General features: G+C 66.1%; 19 protein-coding genes. All 19 read left to right on the top strand.

The genetic code is table 11. The annotated features are described in order from the left end of the window. Positions 1–2: 2 nt before the first annotated feature. The 19 genes from ROE7235_RS16850 to ROE7235_RS16935 all read left to right on the top strand — a co-directional run bounded on the left by ROE7235_RS16850 (position 3) and on the right by ROE7235_RS16935 (position 13,531). Complete coding sequence (locus ROE7235_RS16850; protein ID WP_121096708.1) at positions 3–1,409, top strand: terminase large subunit domain-containing protein; 1,407 nt, start codon at positions 3–5, stop codon at positions 1,407–1,409. Continuing rightward, positions 1,409–2,944: a DUF935 domain-containing protein gene (locus ROE7235_RS16855; RefSeq protein WP_121096710.1), complete on the top strand. Its 1,536-nt coding sequence runs from the start codon at positions 1,409–1,411 to the stop codon at positions 2,942–2,944. Before ROE7235_RS16850 ends, ROE7235_RS16855 begins: the two co-directional genes overlap by 1 nt. Then, on the top strand, positions 2,937–3,833 hold the full coding sequence (locus tag ROE7235_RS16860) for a phage head morphogenesis protein (protein WP_121096712.1): 897 nt from the start codon (positions 2,937–2,939) through the stop codon (positions 3,831–3,833). The genes ROE7235_RS16855 and ROE7235_RS16860 overlap by 8 nt, the downstream gene beginning before the upstream one ends. Positions 3,834–4,045: 212 nt before the next feature. Then, positions 4,046–5,035, top strand: coding sequence for a phage protease (locus ROE7235_RS16865; protein WP_121096714.1), 990 nt, complete (start codon positions 4,046–4,048; stop codon positions 5,033–5,035). A gap of 5 nt (positions 5,036–5,040) precedes the next feature. After that, entirely contained in the window at positions 5,041–5,955 is a 915-nt protein-coding gene (locus ROE7235_RS16870) for a Mu-like prophage major head subunit gpT family protein (RefSeq protein WP_121096716.1), read from the top strand. An 11-nt stretch (positions 5,956–5,966) separates the two neighbouring features. After that, positions 5,967–6,332: an HI1506-related protein gene (locus ROE7235_RS16875; RefSeq protein WP_147434251.1), complete on the top strand. Its 366-nt coding sequence runs from the start codon at positions 5,967–5,969 to the stop codon at positions 6,330–6,332. Positions 6,333–6,402: 70 nt separating this feature from the next. Then, positions 6,403–6,846, top strand: a complete 444-nt coding sequence (locus ROE7235_RS16880) for a gp436 family protein (RefSeq protein WP_121096720.1) — start codon at positions 6,403–6,405, stop codon at positions 6,844–6,846. A gap of 1 nt (position 6,847) precedes the next feature. Continuing rightward, positions 6,848–7,315 carry a phage virion morphogenesis protein gene (locus ROE7235_RS16885; protein WP_121096722.1) on the top strand — a complete coding sequence of 156 codons (468 nt, stop codon included), beginning with the start codon at positions 6,848–6,850 and terminating at the stop codon, positions 7,313–7,315. Continuing rightward, positions 7,312–7,833, top strand: coding sequence for a hypothetical protein (locus ROE7235_RS16890; RefSeq protein ID WP_121096724.1), 522 nt, complete (start codon positions 7,312–7,314; stop codon positions 7,831–7,833). Before ROE7235_RS16885 ends, ROE7235_RS16890 begins: the two co-directional genes overlap by 4 nt. Next, on the top strand, positions 7,830–8,294 hold the full coding sequence (locus ROE7235_RS16895) for a phage baseplate assembly protein V (RefSeq protein ID WP_183073557.1): 465 nt from the start codon (positions 7,830–7,832) through the stop codon (positions 8,292–8,294). Before ROE7235_RS16890 ends, ROE7235_RS16895 begins: the two co-directional genes overlap by 4 nt. After that, positions 8,291–8,461 (top strand): hypothetical protein, encoded by a 171-nt coding sequence (locus tag ROE7235_RS20230; RefSeq protein WP_183073558.1) that lies wholly within the window; start codon positions 8,291–8,293, stop codon positions 8,459–8,461. Before ROE7235_RS16895 ends, ROE7235_RS20230 begins: the two co-directional genes overlap by 4 nt. Continuing rightward, the gene (locus ROE7235_RS16900; protein ID WP_121096728.1) at positions 8,458–8,790 is read left to right on the top strand and encodes a GPW/gp25 family protein; all 333 of its coding nucleotides are present in this window, start codon (positions 8,458–8,460) and stop codon (positions 8,788–8,790) included. Before ROE7235_RS20230 ends, ROE7235_RS16900 begins: the two co-directional genes overlap by 4 nt. After that, positions 8,787–9,683, top strand: coding sequence for a baseplate assembly protein (locus tag ROE7235_RS16905; protein ID WP_121096730.1), 897 nt, complete (start codon positions 8,787–8,789; stop codon positions 9,681–9,683). The genes ROE7235_RS16900 and ROE7235_RS16905 overlap by 4 nt, the downstream gene beginning before the upstream one ends. Further along, positions 9,683–10,240, top strand: a complete 558-nt coding sequence (locus ROE7235_RS16910; RefSeq protein ID WP_121096732.1) for a phage tail protein I — start codon at positions 9,683–9,685, stop codon at positions 10,238–10,240. The genes ROE7235_RS16905 and ROE7235_RS16910 overlap by 1 nt, the downstream gene beginning before the upstream one ends. Position 10,241: 1 nt before the next feature. Continuing rightward, the gene (locus tag ROE7235_RS16915) at positions 10,242–11,342 is read left to right on the top strand and encodes a tail fiber protein (protein ID WP_121096734.1); all 1,101 of its coding nucleotides are present in this window, start codon (positions 10,242–10,244) and stop codon (positions 11,340–11,342) included. A gap of 20 nt (positions 11,343–11,362) precedes the next feature. Further along, positions 11,363–12,544, top strand: coding sequence for a phage tail sheath subtilisin-like domain-containing protein (locus ROE7235_RS16920; RefSeq protein WP_121096736.1), 1,182 nt, complete (start codon positions 11,363–11,365; stop codon positions 12,542–12,544). A gap of 11 nt (positions 12,545–12,555) precedes the next feature. Then, positions 12,556–13,053 (top strand): phage major tail tube protein, encoded by a 498-nt coding sequence (locus ROE7235_RS16925; RefSeq protein WP_121096738.1) that lies wholly within the window; start codon positions 12,556–12,558, stop codon positions 13,051–13,053. 14 nt (positions 13,054–13,067) lie between these two features. Then, entirely contained in the window at positions 13,068–13,376 is a 309-nt protein-coding gene (locus tag ROE7235_RS16930; protein ID WP_121096740.1) for a phage tail assembly protein, read from the top strand. A gap of 26 nt (positions 13,377–13,402) precedes the next feature. After that, positions 13,403–13,531, top strand: coding sequence for a GpE family phage tail protein (locus tag ROE7235_RS16935; RefSeq protein ID WP_121096741.1), 129 nt, complete (start codon positions 13,403–13,405; stop codon positions 13,529–13,531). Positions 13,532–13,635: the final 104 nt, after the last annotated feature.

Genomic DNA, 13,635 nt, shown 5'->3' on the forward strand with positions numbered 1-13,635 from the left:
CCATGGCTGACGCCGCCCTCGACCGCGTGGTCAAGTTCCTGTCCTATCAGCGGGCATGGATCGCGGACCAGAGCCGCTTCAAGATCGGCATGTTCAGCCGCCAGACCGGCAAGACCTTCTCGACCGGCGGCGAATGCGCCGATGATTGTTTCCAGTCATGGATTGAGGACCGGCGCGCGCGCTGGGTGATCCTGTCGCGCGGCGAGCGGCAGGCGGCCGAGATGATGACCGAGGTCATCAAACCTTTCACGCAGGGCTTTTACGAGGTCTATAACACCCTGTTGAAAGGCGGCGAGCCGCGCTTTGAAGAAGGCGAATTCCGCGCCCCGCAGGAAAAAGGCCCCGACGCGGTCTATAAATCGCTCGAGGTGAAGTTCCCCAATGGCAGCCGGATCACCGCGCTGCCCGCCAACCCCGACACCGCGCGCGGGTTTTCGGCCAACGTGATCCTTGACGAATTCGCCTTCCATGCGAAGTCGCGCGAGATCTGGGCGGCGCTCTTTCCGGTCATCTCGAAATCGGGCCTGCGCTTGCGCGTGATCAGCACGCCCAACGGCAAGGGCAACAAGTTCTACGAGCTGATGACCGCAGAGGACAGCGTCTGGTCGCGCCATGTGGTCGATATCTACGAGGCCGTGCGCCAAGGGCTGGACCGCGATATCGACGCCCTGCGCCGGGGCATGGCCGACGAGGATGCATGGGCGCAGGAATACGAGCTGAAATGGTTGGACGAGGCCACGGCGTGGCTCAGCTATGACCTGATCAATGCCAATGAGCACCCGGCGGCGGGTCTGCCGGGGATGTACCAAGGCGGGCCATGTTTCGTGGGCGTCGATATCGCCGCCCGCAACGACCTGTTCGTGATCTGGGTCATGGAGCAGGTGGGCGATGTGCTCTGGACGCGCGAGGTGATTGCCCGCCGCCGCGTCAGCTTTGCCGAGCAGGACCAGTTGCTGGCGGGTGTCATGACCCGTTACCGCGTGGTGCGCTGCGCCATCGACCAGACCGGCATGGGCGAGAAGCCGGTCGAGGATGCCAAGCGCCGCCACGGCGCAGGCCGGGTCGAGGGCGTGCTGTTTTCCAATGCGACGAAGCTGGACCTTGCGACCGCGCTGAAAGAGGCGATGGAGGAGCGCCGCGCGCGCCTGCCTGCGGGCGACGTGGTGCTGCGCGCCGATCTGCACGCGATCCAGTCACAGGTGGGCATCACCGGCACCCGCCGCCTTGTGGCCGATGGCGACACGGACGGGCATGCCGACCGCTTCTGGGCGGCGGCGCTGGCCGTGGGGGCATCGCGCACGACCTACCAGCCCTATGCCTACCGACCCGTGCCCAAGGCCGGTCCCGATGACGATGCCCGCCGCCTGCGCCTGACCTCGGGTCTGGGCGGGATGAAAGGAGTATTCTGATGGCGCTACTCGACCAGTATGGCCGCCCCGTCAAAACCGCAGCCCTGACCCAACCCTTGGCCCGCCCCGGCGTGACCGGCGTGCGGCAGGTCTGGGGCGGCAGCACCGCGTCGGGGCTGACCCCGCACAAGCTGGCTGCGATCCTTGCCGCCTGTGACCAGGGCGACAGCGAGCGCTATGTCGCGCTGGCCGAGGAGATGGAGGAACGCGACCCGCATTATGCGTCGGTTTTGGGCACCCGCAAACGGGCCGTGTCGGGCGTGCAGCCGACGGTCAAAGCCGCGTCGGACAGCGCCCGCGACAAGGAGATCGCCGAAGCCGTGCGCGAGCGCATTGCCGAGCATGCCAGCTTTTCCGATCTGGTCGAGGATGCGCTCGACGGTTTGGGCAAGGGCTTTGCCGTGGTCGAGATCGACTGGGGCCGGTCCAAAACCGAATGGTGGCCCGAGAGCTTCACCCATGTCGACCCCCGCTTTATCCGCTACGACCGTGACACGTTACGCATCCCGCATCTGCTGGACGAGGCCGACCCGACCTATGGCATCCCGCTGGCGCCCTTCAAATTCATCTACCACGCCCCGCGCCTGAAATCGGGTCTGCCGCTGCGTGGTGGTCTGGCGCGGCTGGTGGCTTTCACATGGATGTGCAAGGCGTATGCGCTGAAAGACTGGGTCGCCTTTGCCGAGCTCTACGGTCTGCCGTTGCGCGTGGGCCGCTACGGGCCAGAGGCCACCAAGGAAGACGTGGAAATCCTGTTCCGCGCCGTGGCCAATATTGGCACCGACGCCGCCGCCGTGTTGCCCGAGAGCATGCAAATCGAGTTCGAGGACGGCACCAAAGGGTCTGGCGCGGAAAGCCTGTTCGAGAACCTTGCGCGCTATTTGGACGAGCAGACATCGAAAGCGGTGCTGGGCCAGACGATGACCAGCGATGATGGGTCCAGTCAGGCGCAGGCCAATGTCCACAACGAGGTGCGGCACGATATCGCCGCCGCCGATGCGCGCGGTGTGTCGGGCGTGCTGATGCGCGACCTGGTCAAACCCTATGTCGATCTGAATTTCGGGGTGCAGCAGGACTATCCCGACCTGAAAATCGAGATCAAGGAACCCGAAGATACCAAAGCGCGGATGGACGCGACCGCGAAAGCGATGGAACGTGGCTTGAAAATATCCTCCCGCGAGATGCGTGGGTCGCTGGGCTGGTCCGAACCCGAGCCGGGCGAGGAGGTTGTCGGCGGCGTTGCGCCTGCGGCCCCGCCGCCGCCCACTGACGTGGCGCTGAACCGCGAAGGCGCGGATGCGGGCGACCCGCAGGATGCGCTCGACGAAATCGAGGCCGAGATGCTGGCAGACTGGCAGCCGGTCATGTCCGAATCCCTCGACCCGATTGAAGCCGCGATCATGGGGGCCGCCAGCTACGAGGGCGCGCTGGCCGCGCTCGACGCGCTGGGACCTCTGCCCGCCGGGCGGGTGATCGACACGCTGGTCAAGGGCACATTCCTTGCCCGCGCGCAGGGGGACGTGCGCGATGACTGACCGGCCCGCCTATTCCTTCGCCCCCGGCCCACCGCCCGAGGCGTCGCGGTATCTTGCCAACAAGGACTGGTTGCCCGCCTTCAGCTGGCAGGACGTGGAACCTGAAGAACACGCCAACGCCTTCACCGTGGCCAAGGCCATGCAGATCGACGTGCTGGCCGACATCCGAGAGGAGCTGCAGCGCGCGCTCGACGAGGGGCTGCCGTTCGAGCAGTTCCAAGCCAACCTGCGCCCGCGTCTGGAAGCGCGCGGCTGGTGGGGCAAGGCGGACATGGTCGATCCCGGCACCGGCCAGATGCGCCGGGTCCAGCTTGGATCGCCCCGCCGCCTGCGGACCATCTACCGCGCGAACCTGCGCAGCGCCCGCGCCGCCGGGCAATGGGAGCAGATCGAGCGAACCAAGCGCGCGCTGCCCTATCTGGAATACCGGCTTGGCCCGTCCGAGCGCCACCGCCCGCATCACCAAGCCAAGGAAGGGCTGATCCTGCTGGCCGATGATCCGTTCTGGCGGCAATGGTATCCGCCCAATGGCTGGGGCTGTAACTGCTGGGTGCGGCAGCTGACCAGGGCGCAGGCCGAAGCGCGCGGCGTCGGCACCGCGCCCGAGATCCCGCTGACCGAAGTGGTCAACACCCGCACCGGCGAAACCCGCATGGTGCCCGTGGGGCTGGACCCCGGCTGGGACCGCAACCCCGGTCAGCTGCGCGTCGGGGCAAGCATCGACCTGCTGCAGGCCAAGGCGAGCGCTGCGCCCGATGCCGCGCGCGTGGCCCTGCGCGATCTGGAAGACGGCTGGATGGCCGAGCGCGCGCGCCGCCAGCGCGGCTGGCGCGCCGACCTGCCATTTCTGGACGCACTGCGCCGGATTTTTGCGGGCGGGGCCGAGTGACGCCCATCCCTTGGCCCGCAACGCGCCCGTGCCGCGCCGTTAAATACCCATTAAAGGGTCTTGTCGGGTTTGCGGGCGTGGCTGTAGGCTGACAAGGTTCGCTCCGCCCCCGTGGCCGATTTGGCGCGGCACATCCGAACACCTCCGAAACCGTCCTGACCTCGACACCTGTCGAGGCTGATAGGCCCGCCGCGCTTTGCGATTGTGCGGGCATGATCAGCACCGCATTTCTGACCCCCTTGCCGATTGCCCTGAACCGCGCAGATGCGGAACAGGACGGCGTGCCTGAGTGGATACAGCTCACCCCCGAAGGCCCGCGCCTGCCGGGGAATGATGGCCGGGTCTGGACCATGGCCGACGCAGAGGCGGTCATTGCGACCTGCCGCGCGGCGCGTGGCAGCATCGAAATCCCGGTCGACTTTGAACATGCCACCCATGTGAAGGGCGCGCGGGGCGAACGCGCTGATGCCGCCGGTTGGGTGCGTGAGCTGGACGCGCGCGGCGGCGCGATCTGGGGCCGCGTCGAGTGGAATGACGCGGGCCGCGAGGCGATTGCGTCGCGGGGCTACCGCTTCATCAGCCCCGGTTTTGATTTTCACAAGGTCACTGGCGCGGTGCGCCGGATCGTTTCGGCAGGGCTTACGAACCTGCCGAATTTCACCATGCCCGCGCTCAACCGCGAAGGCGAACTTGAGGAGACAGAGATGGACGCAGCCGTCCTGAAGGCCCTTGGCCTGAATTCCGAGGCGAGCGCGGCGGATGCCGTGGTTGCCATCACCACCCTGAAACGCGACGCGGAAACGGCGCTGAACCGTGCCGCCAGCCCGGACCCTGCGCAATTCGTGCCGCGTGCCGATTACGACATTGCGACCAACCGCGTGTCCGATCTGGAAAAGCAAGTGGCGGAAGCTCGCGACGCCGAGATCGAGGCCGAGATCGATGCCGCTGTAGAGGCAGGCAAGATCGCGCCGTCAAGCCGCGATTACCATCTGGCGGTCTGCCGCAGCGAGGGCGGTCTGGAACAGTTCCGCAGCTTCGTCGGGCAATCGCCCGTGATCGCACCCGACAAGCGCACCGCGAAAACCACCACCACCGCCAAGACCGACAAGGACGGCTTGAACGCCGAGGAACTGGCGGTCTGCCGACAGATGGGCATGTCGCCCGCCGATTTCGCGGCCGCCAAAGCCGCTGACCAAGAGTAACCCCGATGGCCTTGATTACCGCAGCAATCCTGCAGGCGCTGAACACCGGCGTGCGCAAGAACTTTCAGGACGGGCAAGCGTCGATGCGCGACACCGTCTTTCACACCGAGGTCGCGACGATGGTGCCCTCGACCACGGCATCCAACACCTATGGCTGGCTGGGCGATTTCCCGCGCTTGCGCGAGTGGGTCGGCGACCGCGTGGTCAAAGACATCAAGGAACATGGCTACACCATCGAGAACCTTCTCTTTGAAGCCACGCTCGGGATCGCGCGCACCCAGATCGAGGATGACCAGTTCGGCCATTATGCGCCGATTGCGACCAGCATGGGTCAGGAAGCCACCCAGCACCCTGACGTGTTGATCAACGAGCTGATCGCGGACGGGTTCACCGCACTTTGCTATGACGGCCAGCCGTTTTTCGACACCGACCACCCTGTCGCGCCAAACCCGGACGGCACCGGCGTGGCTACGACCGTGTCCAACATGGTCGCGGGGGCTGGCGCGCCCTGGTATCTGCTGGATACCCGCAAAGCGCTGCGCCCGTTCATCTTCCAAGAGCGCACGCGCCCCGAGCTGGAGATGAAGTTCAACCCGGCAACTTCGGACGCGGTGTTCGACAAGGACCTTTACCAGTGGGGCATTCGCTATCGCTGCGCGGTGGGCTTTGGGTTCTGGCAGATGGCCCGCGCGTCCAAGGCGGCTCTGACCGATGCCAACTACGAGGCCGGGCGCACCGCGATGCGACAGGTCAAAGGTGACGGCGGGCGGCCCTTGGGGATCGTCCCAAACATCCTGCTGGTTCCGCCGACGCTGGAAAGCGCTGCCCGCGCGATTGTCGAGACGCAGTTCTTGGCCGGTGGCGGGTCGAACCCGAACTTCAACACCGCGCGTGTCGTGGTCAATCCGTGGGCTGAATAATGGCGGGGCTTGTGAAAATCGCCGCCATCGCCGCCGCAGGGTTCTATCGCGCGGGTCAGTTCTGGCCGCACGAGGGCATCGTAATCGATCCCGACACGCTGGAACCGGACGTCATGGAGCGCCTGCGGGCCGAACCGCGCCTGCATGTCGAGCCTGCGCCGGACGGCGAGACCGCCACCGAGGTGGTGCAGGCCGATGACGCGCTGCGCGCCCGCATCAAGGCAGCGATTGGCGATCTGCCCGCCGATGCCTTCGGGTCGGACGGCGCGCCGAACCTGACGCCCTTGCGCCGCGCATTGCCCGAAGATGCCAAGCGCATCACGGCAGGGCTGCGCGACGAGATATGGGCGGACCTAAAACCCGCTCAGCAGGACTAACCCCCCGCCAAGAGTGCAACAGGCGGGGCCGATCACCGGCCCCGCCACACCCGATTAAAGGACAGGTTAAATGGCCTATGCCACGCAATCCGATATCGCCGAGCTTTATGGCCCGCATGCCCTGCATGTGGCCGACCGCGACGGCGATGGCGTGGCTGACAGTGCCGCCGTTGCCCGCGCCCTGAGCGCCGCGAGTGACGAGATCGACAGCCATCTTGCGGTGCGCTACGCGCTGCCCTTGACCACGGTTCCCGGTATCCTGCGCCAGTATGCAGTCGATATCGCGCTCTACCGTCTGGCGCTGGGCGCGGATGTTTTGAGCGAAGAACACCGCCGCCGCTACGAGGATGCACTCGGCGCGCTCAAGCGGATCGCCAAGGGCGAGGCCGCGTTGGTGCTGCCCGCCGATCCGAATGCCGACCCCGACAGCCCGACCGAGGGTCAAGGCCCACGCCCCATCGTGACCGGCGGGCCGGAGCGGATTTTCAGCCGCGATCAGATGAAGGGGCTGTGACATGTCGGGCGTGCAGGTAGAGCTGACATTGCAAGGGATCGAAGGCGCGGCGCGCGCGCTTGGCCAGCTGGCCGAGACCGACCTAGAGGACATGGCCTTCAAAGCAGGCGCGCTTCTGAAAAGCAGCACGCAAGAGCGGATCGCGTCTGAGAAGGCCGCGCCTGATGGCACCGCATGGCCTGCATGGTCGGACAGCTACGCGCGGACCCGTACGTCCAGCCAGTCGCTGCTGGTCCAAGGCGGTGACCTGCGCGAGGCCGCCCAAAACTACACCACCGGCACCACCGCGCGCGTGGGCAACAACCTGGTCTATGGCGCGATCCACCAGATGGGTGGCGAGATCGAGAACGCATGGGGCCGTGGCATCAGCGTGACCATCCCAGCGCGCCCCTATCTGGGCCTGTCCGATGCGGACCGCGACGCCCTAGAGGCGCTGGTGATCGATAGCCTGCCGGAGGAGTTTCAATGACCGCGCCGCGCGACGATCTGCTGGCCGCATTTCCTGATCTGGTGGCCGAGTGCATTCGCGGCCATCTGCCGCGCCTGAAAACCTGCGAGGGTATGCTGGGCGGGTTCGATCTGGACGAGCTGAAACGCACCGGGCTGGCATCACCCGCCGTGCTGGTGTCACGTCTTGGCGTGCGCCCGCGCGATACGCTGGCCGGGCCGCACCGTCGCGTGACGCTGGCCATGGCCGCGTTTGTCGTGACCCGCGACGAGATGGGGCTGAAGCGCGACACGGCGCTGTCGAACATCACCGCCACGCTGATCCAGTTGATCCCCGACCAATATTGGGGGTTGGCCGGGGTGGGCGAAGCCGAGCGCGTCGAGGAGCGCGTGTTGATCAACCGCGCGGCGCGACAGGTCACGGCGTCGCTGGCCGTGGTGACATGGGATCAGCCGGTCACGCTGGCGGCACTGCCCGAAGACATGGTGCTGCGCCCCGAGCTTTACCTTGGCGGCGACATGGACGGAGACATCACATGAGCTTTGCCATGGCAGAGATCGACCGCAAGCTGGCGAACATGGTTCAGCTTGGCCGGATCACTGAAATCGACAGTGGCAATATGCGCGCGCGTGTGCAGATTGGCGATCTGACCACGGCCATGATCCCGGTGTCGCAGATCGCGGCGGGGTCGATCCGCATGCACTGGATGCCAAGCGCGGGCGAACAGGTCGTGGTGTTTGCCCCCTCTGGCGAGATGGGCAACGCCATCATCCAAGGGGCCGTGCCCCAGACCGGCAGCGCCGTGGCCGAGGACGCGGCCCACCCGACGATTGATCTGGGCGGGGCCGAGCTGGTCATCACGGGCAATGTCAAGATCACCGGCAATGTCGAGATCGTCGGGTCCGTGACCGTGACCGAGGACGTGACCGCCAACGGCATCAGCCTTGTGACGCACACCCATCCCGAAAGCATTGGCAGCGTGACAGGGGCACCGTCATGAAGCCACGCGACTACATCGTGACCCGTGCGGGCTGGGTGGCAGGCGTCTTTCGCCAAGCGTCCTCGGTGGTGCGCCTGACGCCCGAAGAGGCAGCCTACGAGAATGTGCGCCCCAAACCTATCCGCAACCCCGCCCGCACCCGCCGCAAGGCCAAGGGGGCGTCATGACCGGTATGGCCCGCGACACCGGCACGCGGCTGGGGTTCAATACGCATTTGGCACAGTCGATTGCCGATATCCTTGGCACGCCCAAAGGCACGCGCGTCATGCGCCGCGCCTATGGGTCGGACATTCCCGACCTGATCGACGCCCCGATCAATGGCGAAACCGTGGTCGATCTGTATCAGGCCGTGGCCGAGAGCGTCGGGCAATGGGAACCGCGCCTGACCCTGACCCGTGTGCAGGTGCTGGACGCGGCACCGGGCCATCTGACCCTTGCGCTTGACGGTGATGTCACAGGCCGCCCCACCAGCCTGAGTGTCGAGGTGGCGGCATGAGCGCGCGGTTTGCACAGATCGATCTGTCGCGGCTGCCTGCGCCCGAAGTGATCGAGCCGCTGGATTACGAGGCGCTGCTGGCCGAGATGAAAGCCTTTGTCGCCGAGCGCGACCCGGATTTGGGCGCGGTGCTGGAGCTGGAAAGCGAACCCGCCGTCAAGGTGCTGCAGGCCGCAGCCTATTTCCGCATGCTTGACCGCGCGCGGGTGAATGACGCAGCCCGTGCGGTTCTGTTGCCCCACGCAACCGGGACGGACCTCGACAATCTGGCAGCGCTGTTGGGCGTGGCGCGGCTGGTGGTCACACCGGGCGATCTGGACGCCGCACCCCCGGTCGCGCCGATCATGGAAAGCGACGCGCGGTTCCGCGCCCGCGCTCAACTTTCGCTGCAAGCCTATAGCAGCGGCGGCCCTGCCGGGGCTTACCGTTACTGGGCGATGACCGCGAGCGCGGATGTGCTGGACGCGGTGGTCGACAGCCCCAACCCCGGCGAAGTGCGCGTGGTGGTGCTGAAAGACCCGTCGAGCGCAATGGATGATGCTGGACTCGTGCAGACCGTGACCGATGTGGTCACGCACGAGGATATCCGCATCCTGTGCGACAACGTCTATGTCCAGATGCCCACCTTCCTGCCGGTGACGGTGGAGGCCCATCTTGATATCCTCGACGGCCCCGATCCGGCCCCGGTCATCGCTGCGGCCGAAGCCGCGCTCGACGCCTATCTGACGCAGACCTATCGGCTGGGCGGCAGCGTCACGCGCTCGGGCCTGATGGCCGCGCTGCACCAAGAGGGTGTGCGTGAAGTGTCGCTGATCGCGCCCGCCGCGAGTGTGAATGCCGCCGACGACGAAGTGCCGCAGGTCACCCAGATCACCATCACGGAGGCAGTGTGATGGCCGATATCCTGCCTCCATGGCGCGGTGCAGCCGAGACCACGCTTCTGGCCGCAACACAGGCCCGAGCGTTGCCCGTGCCGGTCGACGCTCTCTGGGACCCCGCGCGCATCCCCGCGCCGCTTCTGGCGTGGCTCGCCTGGTCATTGGCGGTCGAAGACTGGGACGCGAACTGGCCAGAGTGGCGCAAGCGCGCGGTGGTCGCCGAGGCGATTGCGATCCACCGGCTGCGCGGCACCGTGGCAGCGCTGCGCCGCGTGCTTCAGGTGACGGGGTTCGGCACCGCCAAGATCATCGAGCGCTACGGCGAGAAGGCCCGCGACGGCAGCTTCGACCGCGACGGCACCACCACGCGCGCGCCTGCTGACCATTGGGCGGAATATCGCGTCATTCTGGACCGTCCCGTGTCGTTGGCGCAGGCCGAGCAGGTGCGCGCGCTCCTCAAGCGTGCGGCCCCGGCGCGCTGCCACCTGAAACTTCTGGATTTCACCGAAGCCCCGATCCTGCGCGACGGATCGGTTCAGCGAGACGGAACCTATACCCGAGGAGGTGCCTGAGATGGCCAATCTAGACGATAGCGGCGACCAGTTCCCCGATGTCTACCAGTTCGAAGAGACCGATCCGCTCTTGTCTGGCCCGCCGAACGAGGCCACCGGCGCCGGGCTAGACAACATCCCGCATCTGCAACTGGCGCGCCGCACCCGCTGGCTGAAAAGCCGGGTCGATCAGCTTCTCACCAGCGTGGTTGCCGGCACCACCAGCGTAGCCGGCATGTTGCGCCTTAATGACAGCCTGACCAGTGACAGCGTGACAGAGGCCGCGACGCCCAACGCCATCCGCCGCGTGCAGATCAACGCCAATGGCCGCGTGCCGACCGCGCGTCAGGTCACGGCGGGCGGTATTGCAACGGGGGGCGGGGCGCTTGACCAGGACCGCGTTATCACGGTGCCGAAAGCCAGCGACCAGCAGGCCCGCGACGGCGTGGCCGATGACGTGGCGCTGACCCCCAAGACAGGCCGCGCGCTTGTTGAAGAACAACTGGGCGGGCAAGACGCCACTGGCCTTGTGCCCTCGGGCGCGCTGATGGATTTCGCGATGGCGCAGGCCCCCGCAGGCTGGTTGGTCTGCGACGGGTCCGAGGTCAGTCGATCCGAATTCGCGGCGCTCTTTACCGCCCTGGGAACGGTCTGGGGCGCGGGCAATGGCACCACAACCTTCAACCTGCCTGACCTGCGCGGCGAGTTCCGGCGCGGGGCCGATTTGGGCCGGGGTGTGGACGCCGGGCGCGCCTTCGGGTCGGCGCAGGCGCATGCGTTCAAGAGCCACGATCACGACGCCAGCAGCGCGAACGCCGGGAACCATACCCATGACGGGCATGCGCAAAGCGCGGGCGCGCACAATCACCAGAGCGGCCTTCCAGATGATCAGCCCGGTTTCTTCGGGTTGAGCGATGCGAACAATCCGCCGACCCTCGAAGTATCGAACACCAGCAATGACCTCCAGTCGGAGGGACCTCTCACGTCAACCGATGGCACGCACACCCACATTTTGTCTGTCTACGGCGCGGGCGCGCATAGCCACGACGTGACTGTCAGCCCGCGCGGCGGCGCTGAGACCCGCCCGCGCAACGTCTCTGTCCTGACCTGCATCAAGATCTGATCTGAAAGGAGATCCCCGAAATGCCTGAGCAGTTCCTTCACGGCGTCGAAGTTGTCGAGATCGACAATGGCTTGCGCCCCATCCAGACCGTCAAGTCGTCGATCATCGGCTTTGTGGGCACCGCCCCCGATGCCGATGCCGCGATCTTCCCTGAAAACCAGCCCGTTCTGGTGACCGGCCCGCGCATGGCGGAAAACCTCGGGGCCACCGGCACGCTGCGCGACGCCTATCTTGCGGCCTATGCGCAAGGGGTCTCGGTTGCCATCGTGGTGCGCGTGCCGAAATCCGAAGACGCAGCCGAGACCAAGGCCAACGTGCTGGGCGACGCGACCGCCTATTCGGGCGTCTACGCGCTTCTTGCCGCTGCCAGCGTCACGGGCCAGACCCCGCGCATTCTGGCCGCACCGGGCTGGACCAGCGGCGATCCGGGCGATGGCGTCAACCCGGTGGTCAGCGCGCTTCTGACCGTCGCGGCAAAATTGCGCGCTGTGGTCATCAAGGACGGCCCCAACACCACCGAGGCCGATGCGATTACCGATGCGGGCCTTTATGGTGACGGGCGGCTCTACATCGTGGACCCCGCCGTGCGGGCCTTCGACACCACCGCGCAAGCTGCGATCACGAAACCCGCCTCGGCCTATGTCGCAGGGCTTTTGTCCAAGCGCGACCAGGAGCGCGGCTTCTGGTGGTCGCCGTCCAACCAAGAAGTGCGCGGCATCACCGGCACGGCGCGCCCTATCGGCTTTGCCATGTCCGAGGCCGAGACCGAGAGCAACCGCCTGAACGAGGCCAAGGTCGCCACCATCGTGCGCCGCAACGGGTTCCGCCTGTGGGGCAACCGGTCGGCATCGTCCGACGCGCTCTGGGCGTTCCTGTCCGTGCGCCGCACGGCCGATATGATCTACGAGAGCGTGGAAGAGGCGCATCTGTGGGCCATGGACCGGCCCATGTCGGCCCAGCTGCTGCTGGATATCCGCGACAGCGTGCAGGCGTATCTGGATACGCTGGTCACGCGCGGCGCGATCCTTGGTGGCACGGTCTGGCTGGACCCCGAACTGAACACCGAGGCCACGCTGAAAGCGGGGCAGCTGTTCCTTGATTTCGATATCGAGCCGCCCGCGCCGCTTGAGCGCCTGACCTTCCGCGCGCACCGCAACGGTTCCTATTACGAGGAACTGGTCGCGCAAGTCGTATCCGCCTGAGGAGAGAGACCATGAGCTACCCGAAGCAAATCCGCAACTTCAACGCCTTCGTCGACGGGATCAGCTATTTCGGTCGCGCGACCGAAGGCAAGCTGCCCGACCTGAAAGTCATGACCGCCGCCTTCCGGGGCGCGGGCATGGATGGCCCTGTGGGCGTCGATATGGGGCTGGAGGCCATGAAGGCCGAACTGACCTTCGCCGAATACGACCCGGCGCTGGCCAAGCTGATCGGGCGGGTCAACCGCTTCGTTCTGCGCCCTGTCCACAAGGGCGAGGACGGCGCGCCCGCCGATACGATGATCTATTCCGTGGGCGGGCTGATCACCATGCACGAGCCGGGCGCGTTCAAACCCGGCAGTGAAAGCCTGCTGAAAGTGACGATCGATCTGCGCACCTACCGCTACGAGCACAATGGCGAGGTGATCTGGGACATCGATCTGGAAGCGGGCAAGCGCGTGATCGGGGGTGTCGACCAGCTGGCCGACCACCGCCGCGCAATGGGCCTTTAAGGGAGGGTTGAACGATGGCTAAAATGAACACCATCCAGCTGGCCGATCCGCTCAAGACCGACAGCGGCAAGCCGATCACCGAGCTTGAGATCATGAAGCCCACGTCAGGCGCGTTGCGGGGTCTGCAACTGGCCATGTTACAGGCGCAGGACGTCAACCAGCTGGCCAAGCTCTTGCCGCGCATCACCCGCCCCGCACTGACCAGCGATCAGGTCTGGGAACTGGACCCGGCCGATCTGGCGGCAATTGCCAACCGGGTGTCGCTTTTTTTCATGACGCGGGACCAGCTGGCGATGATCCAGATCGAGCATCAGCCGGGCTGATCCTGCCTGACCGCATAGAGGAGGCGATGGCCGACATCGCCTTCATCTTCCACTGGCCCCTGTCCGAGATGGACGCAATGTCCCTTGAGGAGTTGTCCGACTGGTGGCGACTGGCCGCCGACCGCTGGAAAACCGCCAACACGCCAGCCAAATAAGGCACCCGCATGAGCGACCTGAACATCGCCCTTATTCTGAAGTTCGTCGATCAGGCCACCGCGCCTGCGCGTGCGGCCATGCAGAATATCCAAGGGGCGGCGGA

Origin of the sequence: Roseinatronobacter ekhonensis, assembly GCF_900499075.1 — a bacterium.
Classification (GTDB): Bacteria; Pseudomonadota; Alphaproteobacteria; order Rhodobacterales; family Rhodobacteraceae; genus Roseinatronobacter; species Roseinatronobacter ekhonensis.

Excerpts from the sequence above, each read along its gene's own strand:
- ROE7235_RS16850 (WP_121096708.1), top strand. The coding sequence starts at position 3 with ATGGCTGACGCCGCCCTCGACCGCGTGGTCAAGTTCCTGTCCTATCAG.
- ROE7235_RS16855 (WP_121096710.1), top strand. The coding sequence starts at position 1,409 with ATGGCGCTACTCGACCAGTATGGCCGCCCCGTCAAAACCGCAGCCCTG.
- ROE7235_RS16860 (WP_121096712.1), top strand. The coding sequence starts at position 2,937 with ATGACTGACCGGCCCGCCTATTCCTTCGCCCCCGGCCCACCGCCCGAG.
- ROE7235_RS16865 (WP_121096714.1), top strand. The coding sequence starts at position 4,046 with ATGATCAGCACCGCATTTCTGACCCCCTTGCCGATTGCCCTGAACCGC.
- ROE7235_RS16870 (WP_121096716.1), top strand. The coding sequence starts at position 5,041 with ATGGCCTTGATTACCGCAGCAATCCTGCAGGCGCTGAACACCGGCGTG.
- ROE7235_RS16880 (WP_121096720.1), top strand. The coding sequence starts at position 6,403 with ATGGCCTATGCCACGCAATCCGATATCGCCGAGCTTTATGGCCCGCAT.
- ROE7235_RS16885 (WP_121096722.1), top strand. The coding sequence starts at position 6,848 with ATGTCGGGCGTGCAGGTAGAGCTGACATTGCAAGGGATCGAAGGCGCG.
- ROE7235_RS16890 (WP_121096724.1), top strand. The coding sequence starts at position 7,312 with ATGACCGCGCCGCGCGACGATCTGCTGGCCGCATTTCCTGATCTGGTG.
- ROE7235_RS16895 (WP_183073557.1), top strand. The coding sequence starts at position 7,830 with ATGAGCTTTGCCATGGCAGAGATCGACCGCAAGCTGGCGAACATGGTT.
- ROE7235_RS20230 (WP_183073558.1), top strand. The coding sequence starts at position 8,291 with ATGAAGCCACGCGACTACATCGTGACCCGTGCGGGCTGGGTGGCAGGC.
- ROE7235_RS16900 (WP_121096728.1), top strand. The coding sequence starts at position 8,458 with ATGACCGGTATGGCCCGCGACACCGGCACGCGGCTGGGGTTCAATACG.
- ROE7235_RS16905 (WP_121096730.1), top strand. The coding sequence starts at position 8,787 with ATGAGCGCGCGGTTTGCACAGATCGATCTGTCGCGGCTGCCTGCGCCC.
- ROE7235_RS16910 (WP_121096732.1), top strand. The coding sequence starts at position 9,683 with ATGGCCGATATCCTGCCTCCATGGCGCGGTGCAGCCGAGACCACGCTT.
- ROE7235_RS16915 (WP_121096734.1), top strand. The coding sequence starts at position 10,242 with ATGGCCAATCTAGACGATAGCGGCGACCAGTTCCCCGATGTCTACCAG.
- ROE7235_RS16920 (WP_121096736.1), top strand. The coding sequence starts at position 11,363 with ATGCCTGAGCAGTTCCTTCACGGCGTCGAAGTTGTCGAGATCGACAAT.
- ROE7235_RS16925 (WP_121096738.1), top strand. The coding sequence starts at position 12,556 with ATGAGCTACCCGAAGCAAATCCGCAACTTCAACGCCTTCGTCGACGGG.
- ROE7235_RS16930 (WP_121096740.1), top strand. The coding sequence starts at position 13,068 with ATGGCTAAAATGAACACCATCCAGCTGGCCGATCCGCTCAAGACCGAC.
- ROE7235_RS16935 (WP_121096741.1), top strand. The coding sequence starts at position 13,403 with ATGGCCGACATCGCCTTCATCTTCCACTGGCCCCTGTCCGAGATGGAC.